The sequence below is a fragment of the Streptomyces sp. NPDC039609 genome (assembly GCF_055596705.1).
Window position 1 is genome coordinate 350,181 of record NZ_JBVIUJ010000001.1, and the last position, 22,877, is coordinate 373,057.

The following is a 22,877-nucleotide window of genomic DNA, read 5'->3' on the forward strand; positions in this document are numbered from 1 at the left end:
TACGGTGTCTTGACGCGAGGTTCTCCTGTGGAGGAAGTGACATGACGGAAATTCTTGTGCAGGACGTGACCGGTGGGGGGATATTCACCGATACCCCGGTGATCGAGCACCCTGCCTGGCCCGAGCTCAAGAATGCCGTGGAGGAGATCCGTCCCTGGCAGAGCAAGGACGGGTCCATCGACTTCGAGACCGAGGGCGCGCCGTCCCGCGCCCTCGCCCAGAGTGCGGTCGAGCGCATCGTGGCGGCGGTCGAGCAGCTCTCCCCGCTGCTCCCGCACGACGCCGCGTACCACCGCGCTCTCGTCGCCGACCTGCGCAAGTGGGTCGAGGGCGGCTTCCAGGTACCGGACTTCCTGGACTCCCTGCTGGCCTTCCAGCCGGCCGCCGACCGCCAGGACGGGCTCCAGCACCTGGCGCTCTTCCCGATGTACACGCAGAACGGCAACCCGGACCGCAACCTCGAGGCGGTCGTGCTGCGGATGGTCTGGCCCGAGTGGCTCTCCGAGCTGGAGCGCACCCGCTACGACAACCCGCTGTTCTGCGGCATCACGTTCGAGGACTTCACCGCCGGGTACGACACCAACTCGGCCGTCCTCTTCCCCGAGACCATCGCCGTGCGCGAGGCCCCCGAGCGCTTCAGCTGGGGCGGCATCTTCTGCGACCGCGAGGCGGCCCGCTTCCGCAAGGTCACCGAGGCCGCCGTGGACATCCTCGGCATCGAGCTGCCCGAGGACATCGCCGCCATGGTCGAGGACCAGAAGCGCTGCGAGTCCGCCTTCGTGCTCTGGGACATGGTCCACGACCGCACCCACAGCCATGGCGACCTGCCGTTCGACCCGTTCATGATCAAGCAGCGCCAGCCGTTCTGGATGTACGGCCTGGAGGAGCTGCGCTGCGACCTCACCGCCTTCAAGGAGGCCGTGAAGCTGGAGGGCGAGGGCAACGCCCACGGCCGGGACGTGCAGTACGCCGTCCTGTTCGACCGGATGTTCCGCTTCCCCGTCACCGGCGACCGCAACCGCAACTACGACGGTATGGGCGGCCAGCTCCTCTTCGCGTACCTCCACAAGCACGACGTGGTGCGCTGGACGGACAACACGCTCAAGATCGACTGGAAGCGGGCCCCCGAGGTCACCAACCAGCTCTGCGCCGAGATCGAGAAGCTGTACCGCGAGGGCATCGACCGCCCCAAGCTCGTCCACTGGTTCAAGGCGTACGAGCTCGTCTCCACCTACCTCGCTCCGCACCCGGGGTCGAAGTGGGCCAAGGGTCCGGACGCCCTGGACCTCTCCCTGCCGCCCCGCAAGCTCGTCGACGACGTGCTTCCGGACGAGTTTCCGCTCAGCATGTTCTATGAGGCCCTGTCCAAGAAGCTGAAGGACGTGATCGCCTCCACCAAGGGCATCACCGCCGCGAACGCTTCGCGGACCGAGCAGGCTGCCGCGTGAACCCAGTCACGGAGGAGGAGGGGACGACCATGAACGGCAACGGGAACGGCGGGCCGCTGGAGGGTGCCGTCATCGCGGTCGCGGGAGCGGCCGGTCCGGCGGGACGGGCGACGCTGATGCGCCTCGCCGAAGCCGGAGCCATCGTCGTCGGTGCCGACGCCGACCCGGCCCGCCTGGCCGAGGCTGTAGACGCCGCCCGGTACGCCCACGGCGGCGCCACGGTCGTCGGCGACACGGTCGACCTGTTCGACCTGGGCGCGGCGCGGGAGTGGGCCGACAAGACGGAGAAGGAGTTCGGCCGGATCGACGGGCTCGTGCACCTCGTCGGGGGCTGGCGCGGCAGCTCCTCCTTCGGCGAGACCGACCTCGCCGACTGGAACTTCCTGGAGAAGCTCCTCATCCGCACGGTCCAGTCCACCTCGCTCGCCTTCCACGAGCCGCTGCTGCGCAGCGACCGCGGCCGCTACGTGCTGATCAGCGCCGCGGGCGCCTCGAAGCCCACCGCCGGCAACGCTGCCTACTCCGCCGCCAAGGCGGCGGCCGAGGCGTGGACGCTCGCCATGGGCGACGACTTCCGCAAGGCAGGGGGCGACGAGGGCCCCCGGGCCGCTGCTGCCATCCTGGTGGTCAAGGCACTGGTGCACGACGCCATGCGCGCCGAGCGCCCGAATGCGAAGTTCGCGGGCTTCACCGACGTCACGGATCTGGCCGACGAGATCGCCGCCGTCTGGGACCGGCCCGCACAGGAAGTGAATGGACAGCGTCTGTGGCTGACCCCCAAGCCGTGACCCCGGCTCTGCCCACCAGGACCGACGCGCGTCGTCACCACGACCCGTCGGTCCGGGGCTTCGCCAGCGACAACTACGCCGGAGCCCACCCGGAAGTGCTCGCGGCCATCGCCCTCGCCAACGGCGGTCATCAGATCGCCTACGGCGAGGACGACTACACCGAGCACCTCCAGCGGATCATGCACAGCCACTTCGGCCCGAACGCCGAAGCGTTCCCGGTCTTCAACGGCACCGGCGCGAACGTCACCGCCCTGCAGGCGCTGACCGACCGCTGGGGCGCCGTGATCTGCGCCGAGTCCGCGCACATCAACGTGGACGAGGGCGGCGCGCCGGAACGGATGGGCGGCCTCAAGCTGCTCACCGTGCCGACCCCGGACGGCAAGCTCACGCCCGAGCTCATCGACCGGCAGGCCTGGGGCTGGGAGGACGAGCACCGGGCCATGCCGCAGGTCGTCTCGATCACCCAGAACACCGAACTGGGCACGGTCTACACCGTGGACGAGATCCGGGCCATCGTGGAGCACGCCCACGGCAAGGGCATGAAGGTGCACCTCGACGGCGCCCGGATAGCCAACGCCGCCGCCTCCCTGAACGTGCCGATGCGCGCGTTCACCAACGCGGTCGGCGTGGACGTCATCTCCTACGGCGGCACCAAGAACGGCATGCTCTTCGGCGAGGCCGTGGTCGTCCTCAACCCGGACGCGGTCAGCCACATGAAGCATCTGCGCAAGCTGTCCATGCAGCTCGCCTCCAAGATGCGCTTCGTGTCGGTCCAGTTGGAGGCGCTGCTCGCCAAGGACCTGTGGCTGCGCAATGCCTCCCACGCCAACGCGATGGCCCAGCGCCTCGCGGCCGGCGTGCGGGAGGTGGACGGGGTGGAGATCCTCTACCCGGTCCAGGCCAACGCGGTCTTCGCGCGGCTGCCGCACGAGGTCAGCACCCGGCTCCAGGAGCGCTTCCGCTTCTACTTCTGGGACGAGGCCGCCGGCGATGTGCGCTGGATGTGCTCCTTCGACACCACGGAGGACGACGTCGACGCCTTCCTCCAGGCGCTGAAGGAGGAGATGGCGCGATAGCGCCCCTCCCAGCGTGGCATAAGTATGCGACCGACCGGAAAGTCATTGACTTCCGGTCGGTCGTCTTTCTAGGGTCCCGGTTCATGGAGCTGATCCAGCAGGACCCCGAACTCTCCGCGTACCTCGCCGCGGACGAGGTCATCGACCATGAGCACCCCGTCGTACGGGAGACCGCCTCCGCGCTGCGTGCCCGGCACCCCGACGTCGGCGCGTACGCCCGGGCGGCGTACGCGTTCGTACGGGACGAGATCCCGCACTCGAGCGACACCGGCGACCTCCGGGTCACCTGGCGCGCCTCCGACGTCCTCGCGCGCCGCACCGGGATCTGCCACGCCAAGGCGCACGCACTCGCCGCGCTGCTGCGCGCCGAGTCGATCCCGACGGCGCTCTGCTACCAGAAGTTCGAGGTGCTCCACGGGCTGGTCGCGATCCGCCTGCCCGGCACGGAGACCTGGCACCGGCAGGATCCGCGCGGTGGTGAATCGGGCCGGGAGGCGGAGTTCTCCCTTGCGGGGGAGCGCTTGGCGTTCCTGCCCGATCCGGAGTTCAATGAAGTGGACTACGCGGTGTTGTATGCTGCACCACATGCGGGAGTGCTGAGTGCCATGCGATCGGCGCCGGACAGCCCGGAACTCTTGCGGATCCTTCCGACCGACCTCTGACGCAAGGACGACGATGCCCCTCACCCTGACAGTCTCCGACGAGGTGCGCACCCTCGTGCCCGGCTTCACCCACCTCGCGGTCGAGGCCCACGGACTCGTCAACGGCCCCAGCGACGAGGTCAGTTCGGCACTGCTGGACGACGCGGCCCGGCGCCTGGCCGAGCGGCTCGACGGGCAGACGCCGGACAAGGACCCGCACGTCGCCGCCTGGCGCGCGGCGTACTCCGCCTTCGGTGCCAAGCCTTCCCGTACCCGCAACTCCGCCGAGGCCCTGGCCAAGCGCGCGCTCGCGGACGGTGGACTGCCGCGGATCAACCGGCTCGTCGACGCCTACAACGCGATCAGCGTCGCGCACCTCATCCCGGTCGGTGGCGAGGACCTCGACAAGATCAAGGGCGAGATGCGGCTCGTACGGGCCACCGGCGACGAGGCGTTCGTGACCACGGCGGGCGGCGAGGAGACCGTGGAGCACCCCGAGCCGGGCGAGGTCATCTGGTGCGACGAGGCGGGCGTCACCTGCCGGCGCTGGAACTGGCGCCAGGGGCCCCGCACCCGAATCGACGACGACACCGTCAACGCGGTCTTCCTGCTGGAGTCGCTGACGCCCATGACGCGCGAGGAGCTCGTCGCCGCGGGCAACGAGCTCGCCGAGTCCCTGGAGAAGCTGAACCCCGGGGCGCGGATCACCGTCCGCGACCCGGAGTGACGTTTCGGCCGGTGGCCTTCCGGCCGGTCGGGCCGACGGTCAGCCGGCTTCCTTGACCTGGGCCGGAGTCGGAGCCGTACCCCCGAGGTGCGCGGGCACCCACCAGGTGTCGCTCGCGTCCTTGGGGCGTACGGGATAGGCGCGCTGCGCGGCCTCCAGGAGCTCCTGGCAACGCTCGCGCAGCCGCCGGGTGATGGCACCCGCGTACTGGTCGGCGGGGGCCTCCACCGGCTCGCCCACCCGGATCGTGACCGGGATGTGGCTGCGCTTGAAGTTCCGCGGCCGGCCCTTGGTCCAGACGCGCTGCGTACCCCAGAGCGCCATCGGGATCAGCGGGACCCCGGCCTCCTGGGCCAGTCGCGCCGCGCCCGACTTGAAGCTCTTGAGCGTGAACGACTGCGAGATGGTCGCCTCGGGGAAGACGCCGATGATCTCCCCGGCCCGCAGTGACTCCAGCGCGTGCTTGTAGGCGTGCTCGCCCTGCGAGCGGTCCACCGGGATGTGCTTCATGCCGCGCATGAGGGGACCCGACACCTTGTGCCGGAACACCGAGTCCTTGGCCATGAAGCGCACCAGGCGCTTCTGCGGCAGCGCGGCCAGGCCCGTGAAGATGAAGTCCAGATAGCTGATGTGGTTGCTGACGAGCACCGCCCCGCCCGTGCGCGGGATGTGCTCCGAACCCTGCGTGTCGATCTTCAGGTCCAGCGCCTTGAACAGGGTCAGTGCGGCGCCGATGACCGGCCGATACACGAGTTCTGCCATCTGAGAGGAACCCCTTCTTCTGTTCCTGGGGAGGGTTCTCCCGGCGGAAGTTACGCAGCCGTAGGTTTTCGGCTTTGGGCAGATCGTGCCCCATGTGGGCCCTGGTGACCAGTCCTGACGGCTTCGCAGGGGGAGATTCTCGTCACGCCCGGTGGTCGTGGCGGGAATCGAACGGTGCCATGGAACGCTGCACAGGGACGTGGAGAGCAGGGAGCGGGACGTGACGGACGAGCGACTGGGTGCCGACCGGCTGGGGGTCGAGCTGGGGGAACGGGCCACCCTCGTGCAGTTCTCCACGGCCTTCTGTCAGCCCTGCCGCGCCACGCGCCGGACCCTGTCCGAGGTGGCGGAGATGATCGAGGGCGTCGGCCATGTGGAGATCGACGCCGAGGAGCGGCTGGATCTCGTCCGCGAGATGGGGATCGTACGGACCCCGACCGTGCTCGTCCTCGACCGCGACGGGCGCATCGTCGTCCGCGCGGCCGGACAGCCCCGCCGGGCGGACGTCATCGCCGCGCTGGGGCGCGCCGTCTGACGCGGTGACACTTCTCCCACATCCCGGTACGCACTTGACTGCACCCGCCAACGATCGTCAGGCTGGCGAGGTGCCTGCAGAAATCCTTCTCTACGGGCGGGCCCACGTGGACCTGGCCCGCAACGCGAGCGCGCGCTGTCCGGGCGTCTGAGAACCCACGGACCGCTCTCACGATGCCCTCGCAGAAGGACAATTCCATGACGATCTCGCCCGAGCTCCGCACCATCGGCGCCCCTCGGCAGGCCTCTCCCGATCTCCTCCGCTCCGTCTTCCGCCGGCACGCCGCGGGTGTCGCGGTCATCACCGCCCACGGGGAACACCCCGTCGGCTTCACCGCCACCTCGCTCAACTCCGTCGCGGCGGAACCTCCGCTGATCTCCTTCGGCGTGGGCACCACCTCCTCCAGCTGGCCCGTGCTCTCCGAGGCCGAGCACGTCGGCGTCCACATACTCGGCGAGCACCAGCAGGAGCTGGCCGGCACCTTCGCCCGCAGCGGGGCCGACCGGTTCGGCGGTCCGACGCGCTGGAGCGTGGGGCCCGAGGGCGTCCCGATCCTGGACGACGTACTGGCCTGGCTGGTGTGCCGGGTGGTGGCCCGTGTCCCGGCCGGGGATCATCGGATCGTGATAGCCCAGGTCGTCGCCGGGGACCCGAGTGGGGTGGGCCGGCCGCTCCTCTATCACCAGGGACGCTTCAACGCTCTGCGTGACTGAGGGTTCCCTTACCTGAGCGTTGGCAAGGTCACACGCCTGAGCGCTTGCTTACTGGTAACGGACTGGCTGTACTGACGAGTAATATTCCGGTGGGGGCGGTCGAACGCCCCAACCGGAAACCCGCCCTTCAGGCGCCTATGCTGCGAGCAACAAGGCAGCCCAGTTATGACGATGCAGTAGGAGAGCCGGCGTGAGCTTGAGGATCGTTGTCTGTGTGAAGTACGTGCCCGACGCCACGGGCGATCGGCACTTCGCCGATGACCTGACCGTCGACCGCGACGACGTCGACGGCCTGCTGTCGGAGCTCGACGAGTACGCGGTCGAGCAGGCGCTCCAGATCGCCGAAGAGGCCGACGACGCCGAGGTCACCGTCCTCACCGTCGGCCCCGAGGACGCCAAGGACGCGCTGCGCAAGGCGCTGTCCATGGGCGCCGACAAGGCCGTCCACGTCGAGGACGACGACCTGCACGGCACCGACGTCATGGGCACCTCGCTCGTGCTCGCCAAGGCCATCGAGAAGACCGGCTACGACGTCGTCATCGCCGGTATGGCCTCCACCGACGGCACCATGGGTGTCCTCCCGGCGATCCTCGCCGAGCGTCTGGGCGTCCCGCAGGTCACGCTGCTCTCCGAGGTCTCCATCGAGGACGGCGTCGTCAAGGGCCGTCGCGACGGCGACACCGCTTCGGAGCAGCTGGAGGCCACGCTTCCGGCCGTCGTGTCGGTGACGGACCAGTCGGGCGAGGCCCGCTACCCGTCCTTCAAGGGCATCATGGCCGCCAAGAAGAAGCCCGTGGAGTCCCTGGACCTCGACGACCTCGACATCGAGGCCGACGAGGTGGGCCTCGAGGGTGCCTGGACCGCGGTCGACTCCGCAGCCGAGCGCCCCGCGCGCACCGCGGGCACGATCGTCAAGGACGAGGGCGAGGGCGGCAAGCAGCTGGCCGAGTTCCTCGCGAGCCAGAAGTTCATCTAGGGCTCGCGCGAGCCGCTGAAGTCCGCCCCCTTTTCGTTCGCAGGAGATTGAATCCCCATGGCTGAGATTCTCGTCTACGTCGACCACGTCGACGGAGCCGTCCGCAAGCCCACCCTGGAGCTGCTGACCCTGGCCCGCCGCATCGGCGAGCCCGTCGCCGTCGCGCTGGGCAACGGCGCCGCCGACACCGCCGCCGCGCTCGCCGAGCACGGTGCGGTCAAGGTGCTCACCGCCGACGCCCCCGAGTTCACCGAGTACCTCGTCGTCCCGAAGGTCGACGCGCTGCAGGCCGCGTACGAGGCCGTCTCCCCGGCCGCCGTGCTCGTCCCGTCCTCCGCCGAGGGCAAGGAGATCGCGGCCCGCCTCGCGGTCCGCATCGGCTCCGGCATCATCACCGACGCCGTCGACCTGGAGGCCGGTGACGAGGGCCCGGTCGCGACGCAGTCCGCGTTCGCCGCCTCCTTCACCACCAAGTCCCGTGTCTCCAAGGGCACCCCGGTCATCACGGTCAAGCCGAACTCGGCCCCCGTCGAGGCCGCACCCGCCGCCGGCACCGTCGAGGCCCTGACGGTCTCCTTCGGCGCGCTGGCCACCGGCACCAAGGTCACCGCGCGCACCCCGCGCGAGTCGACCGGCCGTCCGGAGCTGACCGAGGCCGCGATCGTGGTCTCCGGCGGCCGTGGCGTCAACGGTGCCGAGAACTTCGCGATCATCGAGGCGCTCGCCGACTCGCTCGGTGCCGCCGTCGGCGCCTCGCGCGCCGCCGTGGACGCCGGCTGGTACCCGCACTCCAACCAGGTCGGCCAGACCGGCAAGTCGGTCTCGCCGCAGCTGTACATCGCCTCCGGCATCTCCGGTGCGATCCAGCACCGCGCGGGTATGCAGACCTCGAAGACCATCGTCGCGATCAACAAGGACGCCGAGGCGCCGATCTTCGACCTCGTCGACTACGGCGTCGTGGGCGACCTCTTCGACGTCGTCCCGCAGCTGACCGAGGAGGTCAAGACCCGCAAGGGCTGACTTCCGCGGGCTTGACCTGCACGTCTGTACGGTCCGGGGGCCGCGTGGTGATGATCACCGCGCGGCCCCCGGCCGTTTCGGACAACCATTGACGCAGGTCCCGGCGGACTACTAACTTCGCTATACGGATTGTTGATTCCGTGAAGCGGAAAACAGGAGGATGTGGGATGGGTCAGCAGGAGAAGGTGTCGACGAGCCTCGCCGGAGCGGTCAGCGAGGGCATCAGCGCCTCCCTCGCAGCGGTGGACGCCGAGCTCGACCGGCGTTACCCGGGAGACCCCGGCACCCGTCAGCCCGTCCACACCGTCTACGTCCCCGGCAACGTCTTCGACGCCGGAACGATCCGTTCCTGGGGCGACCAGGCCCTCGCGGCCCTCGACGAGCACGCCCCCGACGCCGCCTCCTTCGCAGCCGTCCTCGGCCTCTCCGGCGATCTCGCCGAGGACGTCTACGGCCGCGTACGGGCCAAGCTGGAGCGCGAGCCCATCGAGGACCTCCGCGTCGACTTCGAGGACGGCTACGGGGGACAGGGCGGGGCCGCCGAAGACGCTGACGCCGCCCGCGCCGCCCGGCTGATCTCGGAGGCGTACGAGAAGGGCACGGCGGCCCCGTACATGGGCATCCGGATGAAGTGCATGGAGGCCGCCGTACGCGACCGCGGCATCCGCACCACCGACATCTTCCTCACCGGCCTCATCGAGAACGGCGGCCTGCCCGACGGCCTCGTCCTCACCCTCCCGAAGGTCACCTACCCCGAGCAGGTCACCGCCTTCGTCCGCCTCCTCGAAGCCTTCGAGAAGGCCCACGGCCTGGACGCCGGCCGCCTCGGCTTCGAGATCCAGATCGAGACCAGCCAGTCCATCCTCGCCACCGACGGCACCGCCGCCGTCGCCCGCATGATCGGCGCCGCCGAGGGCCGAGCCACCGGACTGCACTACGGCACCTTCGACTACAGCGCCTGCCTGGGCGTCTCCGCCGCCTACCAGGCCAGCGACCACCCGGCCGCCGACCACGCCAAGGCGATCATGCAGGTCGCCGCCGCCGGCACGGGCGTACGGGTCTCCGACGGCTCCACCAACGTCCTCCCGGTCGGCTCCACCGAGCACGTCCACGAGGCCTGGCGCCTCCACTACGGCCTCACCCGCCGCGCCCTGGCCCGCGCCTACTACCAGGGCTGGGACATGCACCCGGGCCACATCCCCACCCGCTACGCCGCCGTCTTCGCCTTCTACCGCGAGGGCTTCGAGGCCGCCGCCAAGCGCCTCTCCGCCTACGCCAACCACGCGGGCGGCGACGTCATGGACGAGCCCGCCACCGCCAAGGCGCTGAGCTCCTACCTGCTGCGCGGCATCGACTGCGGCGCCCTCGACACCGCCGAGGTCGACGCCCTCACCGGCCTGACCCGCGCCGACCTCGACCGCTTCGCCGCCCCGCGCCGCGGCGACCTCACGGCCACGGCTCAGTAACCGCTCGGACCCCCCCCGAGCGTCACCCGCCAGTGGGTGTCACCCCGGCCCCGTGCTCTGTACGCGTTCAGCGCAGGCGACAGAGAACGGGGCAGCGGTGTCTTCGGGGGAGAACGAGCGGCCGGCCGGCCGCTACCGAGTCGTGCGCCAACTGGGCCGCGGCGGCATGGGCGTCGTCTGGCGCGCCGTCGACGAGGTCCTGGGCCGCGAGGTGGCCGTCAAGGAACTGCGGACGTACGACGACTCGTCGGGGCCCGAACTGTCGATCTGCGTCTGCGGATGCAGCGCGAGGCCAGAGTGGCGGCCCGGGTACGCCACCCCGGGGTCATCGCCGTCCACGACGTGACCGAGCATCAGGGCCGCCCCGTCATCGTCATGGAGTTCGTCGACGGGCCGTCGCTCGACGGCGTCCTGAGCGAACGCGGGGTCCTGGAGCCGCACGAGTCGGCCACGATCGGCGCATGATGCCGGGCCTGCCGGTCTGCTGACCGCGGGCGCCGTGCGCGTCACCGCCCGCTCCGCCGCACCCCGCCCGCGTCCCGGCTACGCGGGCGGCGGCGGGATCTCGCCCGAGCCGCGCGCGATCAGCCGGGTCTCCAGGACCACTTGGGCCGGTGCGTCGTCGATGCCGTCCAGACGACGGAAGAGCCGTTCCGCCGCGGTCCGGCCCAGCGCCGCGGCGTCCTGGGCGATGACGGTGATGCCGAGCAGGTCGGCGAGCTCGATGTCGTCGAACCCGACCAGCGCGACCGGGCGTTCGCGGTCGGCGAGCGCCCGGACGGCGGTGACGGTGACCCGGTTGTTGCCCGCGAAGAGCGCGGTGACCGGCTCCGGTCCCGACACCATGGCCGTGACCGCCTCCCGGACCCGGTCCGGATCCGTCGGGCCCAGGGACACCCAGGAATCCTCGACGGCCAGTCCCGCGTCCTCCATCGCCGCGCGGTAGCCACGAAGACGCTCGGTCGCGGTGTGGATGCGCGGCCGGTCGCCGACGAAGCCGATCCGGCGGTGGCCGTGGGCGATCAGGTGGGCGACCCCGGCGCGAGCGCCTCCGAAGCTGTCCGAGAGGACGGCGTCGGCGTCGATCCGGCCCGCGGGACGGTCGACGAAGACGGTGGCGACGCCCGCCTTGATCTCCGGTTCGAGATACCGGTGGTCCGTGCCCGCCGGGATCACGATCAGCCCGTCGACACGCCGGGCGCACAGCGCGAGGGCCAGCTCCTGTTCCCGGTCCGGGTCCTCCGCGCTGGAGCCGTTGATGAGCAGTGCCCCGTGGGCTCGGGCGACCTCCTCGACCGCGCGGCTGAGCGGACCGTAGAACGGGTCGGCGAGGTCCTCGAGAACGAGGCCCACGGAGGCGGTGCGGCCCTTGCGCAGCACGCGGGCGCTGTCGTTGCGCCGGAAGCCGAGCGAGTCGATGGCTTCCTGGACCCGGCGTTCGGTGTCGGGGGTGACGCCCGGTTCGCCGTTGACGACCCGTGAGACCGTCTTGAGCCCGACGCCGGCCCGGGCGGCGACGTCCTTCATCGTGGGCCGATTGCCGTAACGGTGCTCGGGGCGGCGGGCGGTGTCGGCCACAGTGAGTGGATCTCCTCTGTCTCGTCTCTGTCTCGTCCGAGCATAGGGCCTGGACAACGTTGTCAGAGCAAGGGAGACTGTAGGTCACAGCGATCGACCGCTCCCGCCCCTTCTGGAGACACCGCGCACATGCAGAATGACCTCGTTGTCGCCCTGGACTTCGGCGGCACCAAGATCGCCGGCGCGTTGGTGGACGGCGACGGCGCGATCCTCGCACGGGCTCAGCGACCCACCCCCGCGCGGGAGGACGCCGAGACGGTGATGCGCGCCGTCGAGTCGGTCCTCGCGGACCTCGCGGCCTCGCCGCTGTGGGAATCGGCGCACGTGGTGGGCATCGGGAGTGCCGGTCCCGTGGACGCCTCCGCGGGCACCGTCAGCCCGGTCAACGTGCCCGGCTGGCGCGGCTTCCCGCTCGTCGAGCGGGTCCACAAGGCGACCGGCGGGCGGCCGGTCACCCTCGTCGGGGACGGGGTCGCCATGACGGCCGCGGAGCACTGGCAGGGCGCGGCCCGCGGTCACGACAACGCGCTGTGCCTGGTCGTCTCGACCGGTGTGGGCGGCGGCCTGGTGCTCGACGGCCGCGTACACCCCGGCCCCACCGGCAACGCCGGTCACATCGGCCACATCAGCGTGGACCTGGACGGAGACCCGTGCGCCTGCGGCGGGCGCGGCTGTGTCGAGCGGATCGCCAGCGGGCCCCACATCGCCCGTCGCGCCCTGGACAACGGCTGGCGTCCGGGCCCCGACGGCGACACGTCGGCCGCGGCGGTCGCCGCCGCCGCACGCGCCGGGGACCCGGTCGCCGTGGCCTCCTTCGAACGCGCCGCCCAGGCGCTCGCGGCGGGCATCGCCGCCACCGCGACCCTGGTCGAGATCGACATCGCCGTCGTGGGCGGGGGAGTGGCGGGCGCGGGAGACGTGCTGTTCGACCCGCTCCGGCGCGGACTGCGCGCCTACGCCACGTTGTCGTTCGTCCGCGACCTCGTCGTCGTCCCGGCACTCACCGGTACGGACGCCGGTCTGCTCGGCGCGGCGGCCGCTGCGGCCCCGCGTATCCCGGACGGAGCGCCCCGGGTGGGGCGCTGACGGAGCTTCACCGCCCGGTGTGGTCAACCGCCCACCGGCTCCGGCGTCCTCTGCTCCACGATCACCAGGAACGCGTCGGACTCCAGGTCCATCACGACCTCCGCCGGGAGGCCTTCGTCCCGGCGGGCGCTGGCGAACTCCTCGGCGGGCCAGCTGCCCCGTGGTCCTCCCGCCGGAAACCTCTGCAGTACCGTACGGCTCATCTCCGCACCCCCTTGCCTCGCCGGTCCAACGACGCCCGGTCTCGAAGTGTTACGCACCGGCCCGCACGCGCGTTCGTGGAGTGAGGCGTCTCACAGCCCGTGCACCCATCCTCTCCACGTCGACCCGGCGCCCTCCGGTTCCGCCCGGGGGTTTCCGTGGCAGGGTGTTGCGGGCAAGCCACTGTGGGCTATCGAAGAGGGGGAATCGTGATCGTCTGGATCAACGGGACGTTCGGCGCGGGGAAGTCCACCACCGCGCGCGGGCTGGTCGATCTGATCCCGAACAGCACGCTGTACGACCCCGAGATCATCGGCTCGACGATGAGCCGGCTGCTGCCGGAGAAGCGACTCGACGAGGTCGACGACTACCAGGATCTGCCGATCTGGCGCCGACTGGTCGTGGACGCCGCCGCCGCGCTGCTCGCCGAGGTCGGCGGTGTGCTCGTCGTCCCCATGACCCTTCTGCGCCAGGAGTACCGCGACGAGATCTTCGGGGGGCTCGCCGCCCGGCGCATACAGGTCCGGCACGTCCTGCTCGCCCCGGATGAAACGATCCTGCGCGCGCGGATCCGGGGCCGTACACCCGATGACTCGGACCCGCAGGCACTGGAGCGCGTACGCCAGTGGTCCCTCGACCACATCGAGCCCTACCGCACCGCCCTGCACGACTGGCTGGCCGCCGACGCGCACGTCGTCGACACCTCCGCACTCACACCGGCCGAGGCCGCCGCGTCCGTCGCCGAGGCCGTCGCCTCCGGCGAGGCCGCACCCTGCGGCATCGTCCAGACCCCCGAACCCGGCGGCGAGACGCTCGCCGCCGGGGTCCTGCTCTTCGACGAACAGGACCGATTCCTGCTCGTCGACCCCACCTACAAGCCCGGCTGGGAGTTCCCCGGGGGTGTCGTCGAGCCCGGCGAACCGCCCGCCCGGGCCGGTATGCGCGAGGTCGCCGAGGAGATAGGCATCGAACTCGACTCCGTACCCCGCCTGTTGCTCGTCGACTGGGAACGCCCCCAACCTCCGGGCTACGGCGGCCTGCGCCTCCTCTTCGACGGAGGCCTGCTGCCGACCGCGGACGCGGACCGGCTCCTCCTGCCCGGCGCCGAGCTCCGCGGCTGGCGCTTCGTCACCGAGGAGGAGGCGGCCGAACTGCTGCCCCCGGTCCGCTACCGTCGCCTCCGCTGGGCCCTGCGCGCCCGCGAACGCGGGACGGTGCTCAACCTGGAGGCCGGCGTGCCGGTCGGCTGACGACGCCCACGGGCGCCCTTCGGCCCGAGAGGGCCGATCGACTACGCCGCCGCCTCCGCCAGTCGACGGGCGGTGTCCGTTGTCACCGGGTCCCCGTGCCCACAGCACAGGACCGACGGCTTCAAATCCGCCAGACGCCGCATCGAATCCATGGCGCGCTCGCGGTCCACATGGAACACACCGAACGTCACGCCCTGCACCGTCGCCACCGTGTCGCCGGTGAACAGGACTCCGTGCTCCGGAAGGTGGACCGCGAGCGAGCCGGGCGTATGACCCGGTGTGTGCACCACGACCGCACCGTCCCCGAAGCCCAGCGCCTCCCCGTCCTCCATCTCCCGGTCGACCCGGGTCGCCGGCGCCGCCGGGACGGTCAGACCGCGCTCGTACAGAGGGATCTCCCAGTCGAGCAGGACAGGATCGGGGACCGGGGCCTCGCCCCGGATCACGGCGGCGTCGAGGCGGTGCGCCACGATCTCGGCGCCGAACCGGTCGGCGAGCTCCTGAGCCGAGCCGACATGGTCACGATGGCAGTGCGTGAGCACGATCCGGCGCAGCGCCGACGGGTCGAGCCCCGCACCCCGCATCGCCGCCTCGATCTGCGGCGCCGAGCCCGCCCAGCCGGCGTCGATCAGGGTCAATTCCTCGTCGTCCCGCCACAGATAGGCCTGGCCGATGGAGAAGTGCAGCATGTGCAGTCGAGGCGTGATCTCTATGAAGTCCATACGGCGAACCTACGCATCCGCGCAGGTCCGCCCCATGGTTCTACGCTCTCGGCGAGCTTCGCCGAACGCTTAACCCTGCTTCGAGCGGGCGTAGTTGAGCAGGAAGTGAGCCTCCGCCACCGACAGGCGCTCCAGCTCCTCGGGCGACACCGACTCGTTCACCGCGTGGATCTGCGCCTCCGGCTCGCTCAGACCGATCAGCAGGATCTCCGCCTCGGGGTAGAGCGACGCCAGCGTGTTGCACAGCGGGATCGAGCCACCCATGCCGGAGGTCTGCATCTCCTGCCCGGGGTACGCGATCCGCATCGCCTCCGCCATCGAGACGTACGCCGGGCTGGACACATCCGCCCGGAACGCCTGGCCCTGACCGACCTGCTCGAAGGAGACCCGGGCGTTCCACGGCACACGCTTCTCGATGTGCGCGTACAGCAGCTTCGTCGCCTCGGACGCGTCCTGGCCCGGCGGCACCCGCAGGCTGATCTGCGCCCGCGCCGTCGACGGAATCGACGGCGTCGCTCCCGCCACCGGGTGGCAGTCGATGCCGATGACGGTCACCGCCGGACGGGCCCAGAGACGGTCGGCGACCGTGCCGGTGCCCGGCAGACCGACACCCGCCAGAACCTTCGCGTCCGCGCGGAAGTCGTCCTCCGGGTACTGCAGCCCCTCCCACACCGCGTCGGCCGGCAGACCGTCGATGACCGTCGAGCCGTCCTCGGCGCGCAGCGTGTCCAGGACCCGGATCAGCGCGGCCAGCGCGTCGGGCGCGGCGCCGCCGAACATGCCGGAGTGCAGGTTGCCTTCGAGGGTGTCGATCCGGACCCGGATCATCGTCATACCGCGCAGGGTCGCGGTGACCGTCGGAAGACCGAGCCGGAAGTTGCCGGTGTCGCCGATCACGATGGCGTCGGAGGTGAGGAGTTCGGGGTGCGCCTCGGCGTACCGCTCCAGACCGCCCGTGCCCTGCTCCTCCGAACCCTCCACGATCATCTTGACCGTGACGGGCACTCCGCCGTTCGCCTTGAGGGCGCGCAGCGCCAGCAGGTGCATGATGAAGCCGCCCTTGCAGTCGGCCGCACCGCGGCCGTACCAGCGCCCGTCGCGCTCCGTCAGCTCGAACGGCGGGGTGACCCAGGCCGACTCGTCCAGCTTCGGCTGCACGTCGTAGTGGGCGTAGAGAAGAACGGTCGGGGCACCGGCGGGGCCGGGCAGCACGCCGTACACCGACTGCGAACCGTCCGGGGTGTCGAGCAGTGCCACGTCCTGGAACGCCTCGGCGCGCAGGGCGTCCGCCACCCAGTTCGCGGCCGCCTCGCACTCGCTCCGTGGTGCCACGGCCTCGTCCGCCACCGACTCGAAGGCCACGAGCTCCGCGAGCTCCGCCTTGGCACGGGGCATCAGCTCGGCGACGGTCTCGGCGATCGGATTGGCGGTCATGGGCACGCTCCTGGTGGGTGCGACGTTGTAAGGACGTCGCCGTATGTCGGTTGTACGGCGAACGTATGGCCGATCCTACGGCGCGGGGCCTCACCTACCGCGCCGTAGGATGCCCGAAGAGCATGGACCGTCGGTCGGATCAGGAGCAGAAGCACATCGTGAGCAGCGAGAACGCAGACGCCGAAGAGGTACGCGCGGGAGAGTCGCGGGAGGCGACCGTCTGGGACGTGGTCGTGGTCGGGGCCGGCCCGGCCGGTGCGTCGGCGGCCTATGCGGCCGCGGTCACCGGCCGCCGTGTGCTCCTCCTGGAGAAGGCCGAACTGCCCCGGTACAAGACCTGCGGCGGAGGCATCATCGGGCCGTCGCGGGACGCACTGCCGCCCGGCTTCGAACTGCCGCTCCAGGACCGGGTGCACGCCGTCACCTTCTCCTTGAACGGCCGCTTCGCCCGGACGCGCCGCTCACGCCGGATGCTCTTCGGGCTCATCAACCGGCCGGAGTTCGACGCCGGGCTCGTCGAGCAGGCGCAGAAGGCGGGCGCCGAGCTCCGCACGGGCGTCACCGTCTCCCGTGTCGAGCAGCACGGTCCGGCCGTGCCCGACCGGCGGACCGTCGCCGTGGTGCTGGCCGACGGCGAGACGCTCCTGGCCCGTTCGGTCGTCGGTGCGGACGGCAGCGCCGGCCGCATAGGCGCCCATGTCGGCGTCAAGCTCGACCAGGTGGACCTCGGGCTCGAGGCGGAGATCCCCGTGCCGCCGTCGGTGGCCGAGGACTGGAAGGGGCGCGTCCTCATCGACTGGGGGCCCATGCCCGGCAGCTACGGCTGGGTCTTCCCCAAGGGCGACACGCTCACCGTCGGCGTCATCTCGGCGCGCGGCGAGGGCGCGGCCACCAAGCGCTATCTGGAGGACTTCATCGCCCGCCTCGGGCTCGCCGGCTTCGAACCGGCGATCTCCTCGGGGCATCTGACGCGCTGCCGAAGCGACGACTCGCCGCTGTCGCGCGGCCGGGTCCTCGTCTGCGGCGACGCGGCGGGGCTCCTCGAGCCGTGGACGCGGGAGGGCATCTCGTTCGCTCTGCGTTCGGGCCGGCTCGCGGGGGAGTGGGCGGTACGGATCGCGGAGTCGAACGACGCGGTCGACGCGCGCCGCCAGGCGCTGAACTACGCGTTCGCGATCAAGGCCGGCCTGGGTGTGGAGATGGCGGTCGGGCGGCGGATGCTCGCGCTCTTCGAGCGCAGTCCCGGACTGCTGCACGCGGTGATCACGGGCTTCCGTCCCGCCTGGAACGCCTTCACGGACATCACCCGGGGGTCGACCACGCTGGCCGGCCTGGTCCGCTCGAACGGAATCGCGCGGCGGGCGCTCGACGTCCTGGACCGCCGGCTGGACACCGGGGCGGGTACGGCGAAGCGCGGTGTCACGGAGCCTGCCGTCGCGTCCGGACCGGCCGAGCCGCAGGGTGCGGTGGTCTCGGGGGGCGCGGCGAAGGGCACGGACGAGGTGGACGGCGCGGACGTCACCACGGGCTCCGACGGCGCGACCGAGGGCTCCGACGGCGCGGCGGGCGCGACGAAGGTCGCGGGAGAGTCCGAGCGTGCTGGGGACGCCGAGGCGTCGTGATGTCGCTCCGGTAGGTCCGGCGTCATGGTGGGGCGGGCCGCATCGGTCCGGCGGAACGGTCGGGTGCGTCGGTCCGGCGGCACGGCCGGCCGGGTCCCGCCCCGCCTCAAGAGGTCGTGGTGATCCGGAAGACGGGGTGCTTGGGGGCGATCGCCCTCAGCTCCTCGTCCGTGGAGTCCGGCCCGACCCCGCCGAAGAACACGCCGACCTCGGCCTTCCAGCGCTTGAGGTAGGCGCGCAGCAGGACCGGCTTCTCCTCGTCGGCCAGCTCGACGGCGGTGAACGTCTGGACACGCTTGCCGAGGTGCAGTTCGCCGCCGCCGGCCGCGCGCATGTTGTGGGTCCACTGGACATGGCCGCGCGGGGCCACCAGGTACTGGGCGCCGTCGAACGTCATCAGGTTGACGGGGGTGGTGCGCCATTCGCCGCTCTTGCGACCGCGGACCGCGAGAACACGGGAGCCCCAGACGCTGATGCCCCGGCGGGTCATCCAGGCGACGAATCGGTTGAGGACGTTGACCGTGATCCAGCCGGGCTTCATGACGTGGGGAGCGGGCTGAGCGGACATGGCAACCTCCGGTTGAGAAACTGTGAGCACTGCTCTCGCTTGAGATCAGTGTGCACGGATCGGCGCGCCAAAGCAAGAGCGGTGCTCTCGTTTTAGTGCGGTGCTCCGAAAGATGGCAGACTGTTCTCCATGACCAGCGTTCAAGGAGCCCGGGCCCGCGCCCGCATCGAGATCACCGCCGCCATCAAGGACGAGGCCCGTAAACAGCTCGCCGCCGAGGGTGCCGCGAAGCTCTCCCTCCGCGCCGTCGCCCGCGAGCTCGGCATGGTGTCGTCCGCGCTCTACCGCTACTTCCCCAGCCGCGACGATCTCCTCACCGCGCTCATCGTCGACGCGTACGACGCCGTCGGCGCCGCCGCCGAACAGGCCCTCGCCGCCACGGACGCCGGCCGCGCGCCCGACGCCCTCGCCCGCTGGACGGCCGTCTGTCGAGCCGTCCGTTCCTGGGCCGTCGCGCACCCCCACGAGTACGCCCTGATCTACGGCTCTCCCGTGCCCGGCTACTCCGCCCCGCAGGACACCATCGGCCCGGCCTCCCGCGTCGGCCTCGTCCTCATCACCATCGCCCGCGACGCCTTCACCACCGACGGCATCGCCCCGCCGCCGCTCCCCGGAAGGCTGCGCCCCGAGGCGGAGCGCATGGCCGCCGACTTCGCCCCGGATCTGCCGCCCGCGCTCGTCGTCGCCCTGGTCGCCGCCTGGTCGCAGCTCTTCGGGCTCATCTCCTTCGAGGTGTTCGGGCAGTTCAACCGCATCGTCGAGGAAGGGGAGGAGTTCTTCGCCGCGTCCGCCGCCCGACTGGGTCAGGACATCGGCCTGCTGTCCCGCGCCTAGCGCGAAGCCGCACCCCTCAGACCGCATCAGGCCGCATCAGGCCCGAACGCGCGCCCCTCGGGCCGGGCCATGGCCCGAACGGGCAGCTCGGGCCGGAGTAACTCCCGCAGGCGCGCCCTTCGGGCCGGAGCAACGCCGAACGCGAGCCCAGGGTCGGCCGCATCGCCCGACCGCGCGCGCCTCAGGGCGCTGCGCCGTGCGAAAGCGGGCCCCTCAGGCCGGAGCAACGCCCGAAAGCGGGCCCCTCGGGCCGCCGCATTGTGCAAGAGCGCGCCCCTCAGACCGGAGCCTCGCCCGAACGCTTGCCCCTCAGGCCGCCGAACCCCGCTCCGCCGGGCCCCGCCCCGCCATGTCCGCGACTCCGCCGAAGAGCGTCGGGTCCTGTCGCAGGATCCGCTCGTGCAGGGCGCGCAGGGCGGGGCCCGGGTCGGCGCCGATGGCCTCCGCGATCCTGCGCCGGGCCTCTTCGTACGCGACCAGCGCGTCGGAGGAACGCCCTCCCCGGTACAGCGCCAGGATCAGCAGCGCCACCGGCCGCTCCCGCAGCGGATGGGCGGCCACCAGACGCACCAGCTCGTGGACGCATTCGTCGTACCGCCCCTGCGCGATCGCGCCCTCGAGGCGCGCCTCCAGGACCAGCATCCGCTTCTCCGCCCAGCGCCGCCTCTCGGCCTCCAGATAGGGACCGGGCAGCCCCTCCGCGTACTCGCCGCGCCACAACGACTCGGCCTCGCCCGCCAGTTCCCCGGCCCGGCGCAGATCCCCGATCTCACGTGCCGCGATCGCGCTGCGCAGCAACTCCCGCCGCTCGCACAGGTCGTCGATCCGGGCCCCGGTCAGCCGATAGCCGCTGCCCGTCCACACCAGTTCGGGCCCGCCCTCGCCGAGGGCGCGGCGCAGCCCGGAGACGTACTTCTGGACGAGATTGCGTACGTGTACGGGGGTTTCGGGCCCCCAGACGGCGTCGACGAGGCTCTCGTACGCCATCGACCGCCCGTCGAGGTGCAGCAGGACGGCGAGCACGGCCCGTTGCTTCGGCGGCCCGAGCGGCACCTCGACCCCCGCGCGCAAAGCCCGCAGCGGTCCCAGGAGTTCCCATCGGATCGTTTCGGCCATGCGCCGAGACTACCCGGAGCCGGCCTTCCAGTGGATCTTCCAGTGGATCTTCCAGCGGGCGTTCCAGTGACCGGTCAGTACGTCGTCCGAACGTGGCCCCATGCAGCAAGAACCGTCGCCGCAAGCCGGCCCCCGTACCCCCTTCGCTCCGCTCACCCGCCTCGGCCGTCTCGCGGTCCGACGCAGCGGAGCCGTGCTCGTCACCACCCTGCTCCTCTTCCTCGGCCTCGGGGTGTACGGCGCCGGCGCCCAGGCCGATCTCGACCTCGCCCGCTGGGACGCCCCCGGCTCCGAGTCCGCCACCGCCGCCCGCATCCTGCGCGAGGACTTCTCGACCGGAAACCCCAACCTGGCCCTCCTCGTGACCGCCCGCGGCGGTGACATCGACGACCCCGCCACCGCCCGCGCCGCGCGGGCCCTCGCCGACGAGGTCGCCGCCCTGCCGGGCGTCGTGGACACCCGTACGTACGGGAACGGCGAGAGCCCCGCCCTGCGCTCCGAGGACGGCAGCCGCGCCCTGATCCTCGCCCGCCTCGAGGGAAGCGCCACCGAGACCCGCGCCCGACTCGCCACGCTCTCGCCCCTGCTGACCCGCACCACGCCGGAACTCACCGTCGAGGTGGGCGGCCAGGAGGAGATCTCCCGCCAGGTCGGCGAAGAGGCCCGCGCCGATTTCCTCACCGCCGAGGTCCTCGTCCTGCCGGCCGTCGTCCTGCTCCTGATCCTGGTCTACCGCCGCACCGCCGCCGCGCTGATCACCGTCGGCACCGGGCTGCTGTCCGTCGTCGGAACGCTCGCCGGACTCCGGCTGCTCGCCCAGTTCACTCCGGTCTCCACCTTCGCCGCCAACATCGCGCTCGTCCTGGGCCTCGGACTCGGCATCGACTACAGCCTCTTCCTCATCACCCGGTACCGCGAGGAACGCGCCGCCGGGCACCCCCAGCCGGAAGCCGTCGTCCGAGCCACCGCGACCGCCGGCCGCACCGTGCTCTTCAGCGGCGTCACCGTCGCCGTCTCCCTCTCCGCCCTGCTCGTCTTCCCCTTCTTCTTCCTCAGCTCCTTCGCCTACGCCGGCGTCCTCGTCGTCCTCACGGCCGTGGCCGGTGCCGTCCTCGTCCTGCCGGCGGCCCTTGCCCGCTGGGGCCGTCGCATGGAACGCCCCGCCTCGACGTCCGCCGGGCGCGGACTGTGGCACCGGATCGCCCTGCGCGCACTGCGCCGTCCCGCGCTCAGCGCCGCCGCCGTGCTCGGCGTTCTGCTGATCGCCGGCTCCCCGCTCCTGGGCCTGCGGTTCGGCCTCCCCGACGAACGGACCCTGCCGGCCGGCACCTCCTCCCGTACGACGTCGGAGATCGTCCACCGGGAGTTCGCCGCCGAACCGACCGACACCGTCCATGTCGTCGTGCCCTCGCCCGTGGACCGAACGGAACTCGCCGCGTACGCCTCCGGGCTCGCACGCATCCCGGGCGTCCACAGTGTGGAGCCGCCCCGGTACGGGAAGAGCGGCTCGGCCCTCCTCGCGGTCCTCCCGACCCAGCAGGCGATGTACGGGGACGTGCCCGCCTTCGTGGAGCGGATCCGCACCGCCGACGGTCCGCCCGGCATCCTGGTCGGCGGCTACCCCGCCGAGACCACCGACTTCCGCGCCACCCTGCTCGACCGGCTGCCGATCGTCGTCGGACTCGTCCTCGCCGCGACCTTCGTCATCCTCTTCCTCCTCACCGGCAGCCTGCTGCTCCCGGCCAAGGCCACGGTCCTCAATCTGCTCAGCCTGTCGGTGATGTTCGGCTGCCTCGTCTTCGTCTTCCAGGACGGCCACTTCGCCTCCGTGCTCGGCTTCACCCCCACCGGCTCGATCGAGCCGAGCATCCCGATCCTGATGTTCTGCATCGTCTACGGCCTGTCCATGGACTACGAGGTGTTCATGCTGGCGCGCATCAAGGAGGAGTACGAGCGGACCGGCGACACGGAGCGAGCCGTCGTCGAGGGCATCCGCCGCAGCGCCCCGTTGATCACCGCCGCCGCCGGAATCCTCGCCCTCAGCTTCGCCGCGTACGCGACCGGCGGCGTCGTCTTCCTCAAGGAACTCGGTGTCGGCGCGGCCCTCACCATCCTGGTCGACGCCACGCTCATCCGGGTCGTGCTCCTCCCGGCCACCATGCGGCTCGCGGGCCGCGCCAACTGGTGGGCCCCCGCCCCACTGCGCCGCCTCCACCGCCGTATCGGTCTGAGCGAGGCGCCACCGGCCGAACGGGCGCCGGGCGGTGTACTCCGGCGGGAGTACGTGTGATCACCACGCCCGGCTGACGCCCCG

General features: G+C 71.4%; 22 protein-coding genes and 1 pseudogene. 16 read left to right on the forward strand and 7 right to left on the reverse strand.

Annotation, left to right across the window (positions count from 1 at the left end):
* Nucleotides 1-41: 41 nt before the first annotated feature.
* The 5 genes from ACZ561_RS01605 to ACZ561_RS01625 all read left to right on the forward strand — a co-directional run bounded on the left by ACZ561_RS01605 (nucleotide 42) and on the right by ACZ561_RS01625 (nucleotide 4,680).
* A complete protein-coding gene (locus ACZ561_RS01605; protein ID WP_470988249.1) occupies nucleotides 42-1,448 on the forward strand; it encodes a DUF6421 family protein in 1,407 nt (468 codons plus the stop codon).
* 29 nt (nucleotides 1,449-1,477) lie between these two features.
* A complete protein-coding gene (locus ACZ561_RS01610) occupies nucleotides 1,478-2,236 on the forward strand; it encodes an SDR family NAD(P)-dependent oxidoreductase (protein ID WP_470988250.1) in 759 nt (252 codons plus the stop codon).
* A complete protein-coding gene (locus ACZ561_RS01615) occupies nucleotides 2,233-3,312 on the forward strand; it encodes a threonine aldolase family protein (protein WP_376431766.1) in 1,080 nt (359 codons plus the stop codon). Before ACZ561_RS01610 ends, ACZ561_RS01615 begins: the two co-directional genes overlap by 4 nt.
* A gap of 83 nt (nucleotides 3,313-3,395) precedes the next feature.
* A complete protein-coding gene (locus tag ACZ561_RS01620) occupies nucleotides 3,396-3,974 on the forward strand; it encodes a transglutaminase domain-containing protein (RefSeq protein WP_470988253.1) in 579 nt (192 codons plus the stop codon).
* Between the two features lie 13 nt (nucleotides 3,975-3,987).
* A complete protein-coding gene (locus ACZ561_RS01625; protein WP_470988256.1) occupies nucleotides 3,988-4,680 on the forward strand; it encodes a B3/B4 domain-containing protein in 693 nt (230 codons plus the stop codon).
* A 39-nt stretch (nucleotides 4,681-4,719) separates the two neighbouring features.
* Here ACZ561_RS01625 and ACZ561_RS01630 read toward each other — a convergent pair whose 3' ends face one another.
* On the reverse strand, nucleotides 4,720-5,442 hold the full coding sequence (locus ACZ561_RS01630; RefSeq protein ID WP_470988259.1) for a lysophospholipid acyltransferase family protein: 723 nt from the start codon (nucleotides 5,440-5,442) through the stop codon (nucleotides 4,720-4,722).
* 199 nt (nucleotides 5,443-5,641) lie between these two features.
* Between ACZ561_RS01630 and ACZ561_RS01635 the strand changes: the two genes are divergently transcribed.
* From ACZ561_RS01635 to ACZ561_RS01660, 6 genes and pseudogenes are all read left to right on the forward strand, one after another.
* Nucleotides 5,642-5,977: a TlpA family protein disulfide reductase gene (locus ACZ561_RS01635; protein WP_376431764.1), complete on the forward strand. Its 336-nt coding sequence runs from the start codon at nucleotides 5,642-5,644 to the stop codon at nucleotides 5,975-5,977.
* A 197-nt stretch (nucleotides 5,978-6,174) separates the two neighbouring features.
* Nucleotides 6,175-6,690, forward strand: coding sequence for a flavin reductase family protein (locus ACZ561_RS01640; protein ID WP_470988262.1), 516 nt, complete (start codon nucleotides 6,175-6,177; stop codon nucleotides 6,688-6,690).
* 190 nt (nucleotides 6,691-6,880) lie between these two features.
* Nucleotides 6,881-7,666 carry an electron transfer flavoprotein subunit beta/FixA family protein gene (locus ACZ561_RS01645; RefSeq protein ID WP_470988264.1) on the forward strand — a complete coding sequence of 262 codons (786 nt, stop codon included), beginning with the start codon at nucleotides 6,881-6,883 and terminating at the stop codon, nucleotides 7,664-7,666.
* 57 nt (nucleotides 7,667-7,723) lie between these two features.
* Nucleotides 7,724-8,686 (forward strand): electron transfer flavoprotein subunit alpha/FixB family protein, encoded by a 963-nt coding sequence (locus ACZ561_RS01650; RefSeq protein ID WP_376431600.1) that lies wholly within the window; start codon nucleotides 7,724-7,726, stop codon nucleotides 8,684-8,686.
* A 167-nt stretch (nucleotides 8,687-8,853) separates the two neighbouring features.
* A complete protein-coding gene (locus ACZ561_RS01655; protein ID WP_470988268.1) occupies nucleotides 8,854-10,152 on the forward strand; it encodes a DUF6986 family protein in 1,299 nt (432 codons plus the stop codon).
* 166 nt (nucleotides 10,153-10,318) lie between these two features.
* Nucleotides 10,319-10,614, forward strand: a pseudogene (locus ACZ561_RS01660) (protein kinase domain-containing protein); the annotation flags it as partial.
* Nucleotides 10,615-10,695: 81 nt separating this feature from the next.
* Here ACZ561_RS01660 and ACZ561_RS01665 read toward each other — a convergent pair.
* Complete coding sequence (locus ACZ561_RS01665) at nucleotides 10,696-11,730, reverse strand: LacI family DNA-binding transcriptional regulator (protein ID WP_470988271.1); 1,035 nt, start codon at nucleotides 11,728-11,730, stop codon at nucleotides 10,696-10,698.
* Nucleotides 11,731-11,859: 129 nt separating this feature from the next.
* Between ACZ561_RS01665 and ACZ561_RS01670 the strand changes: the two genes are divergently transcribed.
* A complete protein-coding gene (locus ACZ561_RS01670; RefSeq protein ID WP_470988274.1) occupies nucleotides 11,860-12,816 on the forward strand; it encodes an ROK family protein in 957 nt (318 codons plus the stop codon).
* Between the two features lie 23 nt (nucleotides 12,817-12,839).
* On the opposite strand, the gene ACZ561_RS01675 is transcribed toward ACZ561_RS01670, so the two are convergent.
* Entirely contained in the window at nucleotides 12,840-13,019 is a 180-nt protein-coding gene (locus ACZ561_RS01675; RefSeq protein WP_376431590.1) for a hypothetical protein, read from the reverse strand.
* Nucleotides 13,020-13,223: 204 nt separating this feature from the next.
* Here ACZ561_RS01675 and ACZ561_RS01680 point away from each other — a divergent pair, with 204 nt between their 5' ends.
* A complete protein-coding gene (locus ACZ561_RS01680; protein WP_470990007.1) occupies nucleotides 13,224-14,267 on the forward strand; it encodes an NUDIX hydrolase in 1,044 nt (347 codons plus the stop codon).
* Between the two features lie 41 nt (nucleotides 14,268-14,308).
* Here the strand turns inward: ACZ561_RS01680 and ACZ561_RS01685 are convergent, their stop codons facing one another.
* Together ACZ561_RS01685 and ACZ561_RS01690 are read right to left on the reverse strand one after the other, a co-directional pair.
* Nucleotides 14,309-14,989, reverse strand: coding sequence for an MBL fold metallo-hydrolase (locus tag ACZ561_RS01685; RefSeq protein WP_470988277.1), 681 nt, complete (start codon nucleotides 14,987-14,989; stop codon nucleotides 14,309-14,311).
* A 69-nt stretch (nucleotides 14,990-15,058) separates the two neighbouring features.
* On the reverse strand, nucleotides 15,059-16,423 hold the full coding sequence (locus ACZ561_RS01690; protein ID WP_470988280.1) for a M20/M25/M40 family metallo-hydrolase: 1,365 nt from the start codon (nucleotides 16,421-16,423) through the stop codon (nucleotides 15,059-15,061).
* Nucleotides 16,424-16,581: 158 nt separating this feature from the next.
* Between ACZ561_RS01690 and ACZ561_RS01695 the strand changes: the two genes are divergently transcribed.
* The gene (locus ACZ561_RS01695; RefSeq protein WP_470988283.1) at nucleotides 16,582-18,045 is read left to right on the forward strand and encodes a geranylgeranyl reductase family protein; all 1,464 of its coding nucleotides are present in this window, start codon (nucleotides 16,582-16,584) and stop codon (nucleotides 18,043-18,045) included.
* Between the two features lie 106 nt (nucleotides 18,046-18,151).
* Here ACZ561_RS01695 and ACZ561_RS01700 read toward each other — a convergent pair whose 3' ends face one another.
* A complete protein-coding gene (locus ACZ561_RS01700; protein WP_470988285.1) occupies nucleotides 18,152-18,613 on the reverse strand; it encodes a nitroreductase family deazaflavin-dependent oxidoreductase in 462 nt (153 codons plus the stop codon).
* Between the two features lie 129 nt (nucleotides 18,614-18,742).
* On the opposite strand from ACZ561_RS01700, the gene ACZ561_RS01705 reads away from it, so the two are divergent.
* Complete coding sequence (locus ACZ561_RS01705) at nucleotides 18,743-19,447, forward strand: TetR/AcrR family transcriptional regulator (RefSeq protein ID WP_470988288.1); 705 nt, start codon at nucleotides 18,743-18,745, stop codon at nucleotides 19,445-19,447.
* A 309-nt stretch (nucleotides 19,448-19,756) separates the two neighbouring features.
* On the opposite strand, the gene ACZ561_RS01710 is transcribed toward ACZ561_RS01705, so the two are convergent.
* Complete coding sequence (locus ACZ561_RS01710) at nucleotides 19,757-20,563, reverse strand: AfsR/SARP family transcriptional regulator (protein ID WP_470988291.1); 807 nt, start codon at nucleotides 20,561-20,563, stop codon at nucleotides 19,757-19,759.
* 100 nt (nucleotides 20,564-20,663) lie between these two features.
* On the opposite strand from ACZ561_RS01710, the gene ACZ561_RS01715 reads away from it, so the two are divergent.
* Nucleotides 20,664-22,853: an MMPL family transporter gene (locus ACZ561_RS01715; protein WP_470988294.1), complete on the forward strand. Its 2,190-nt coding sequence runs from the start codon at nucleotides 20,664-20,666 to the stop codon at nucleotides 22,851-22,853.
* Nucleotides 22,854-22,877 lie beyond the last annotated feature (24 nt).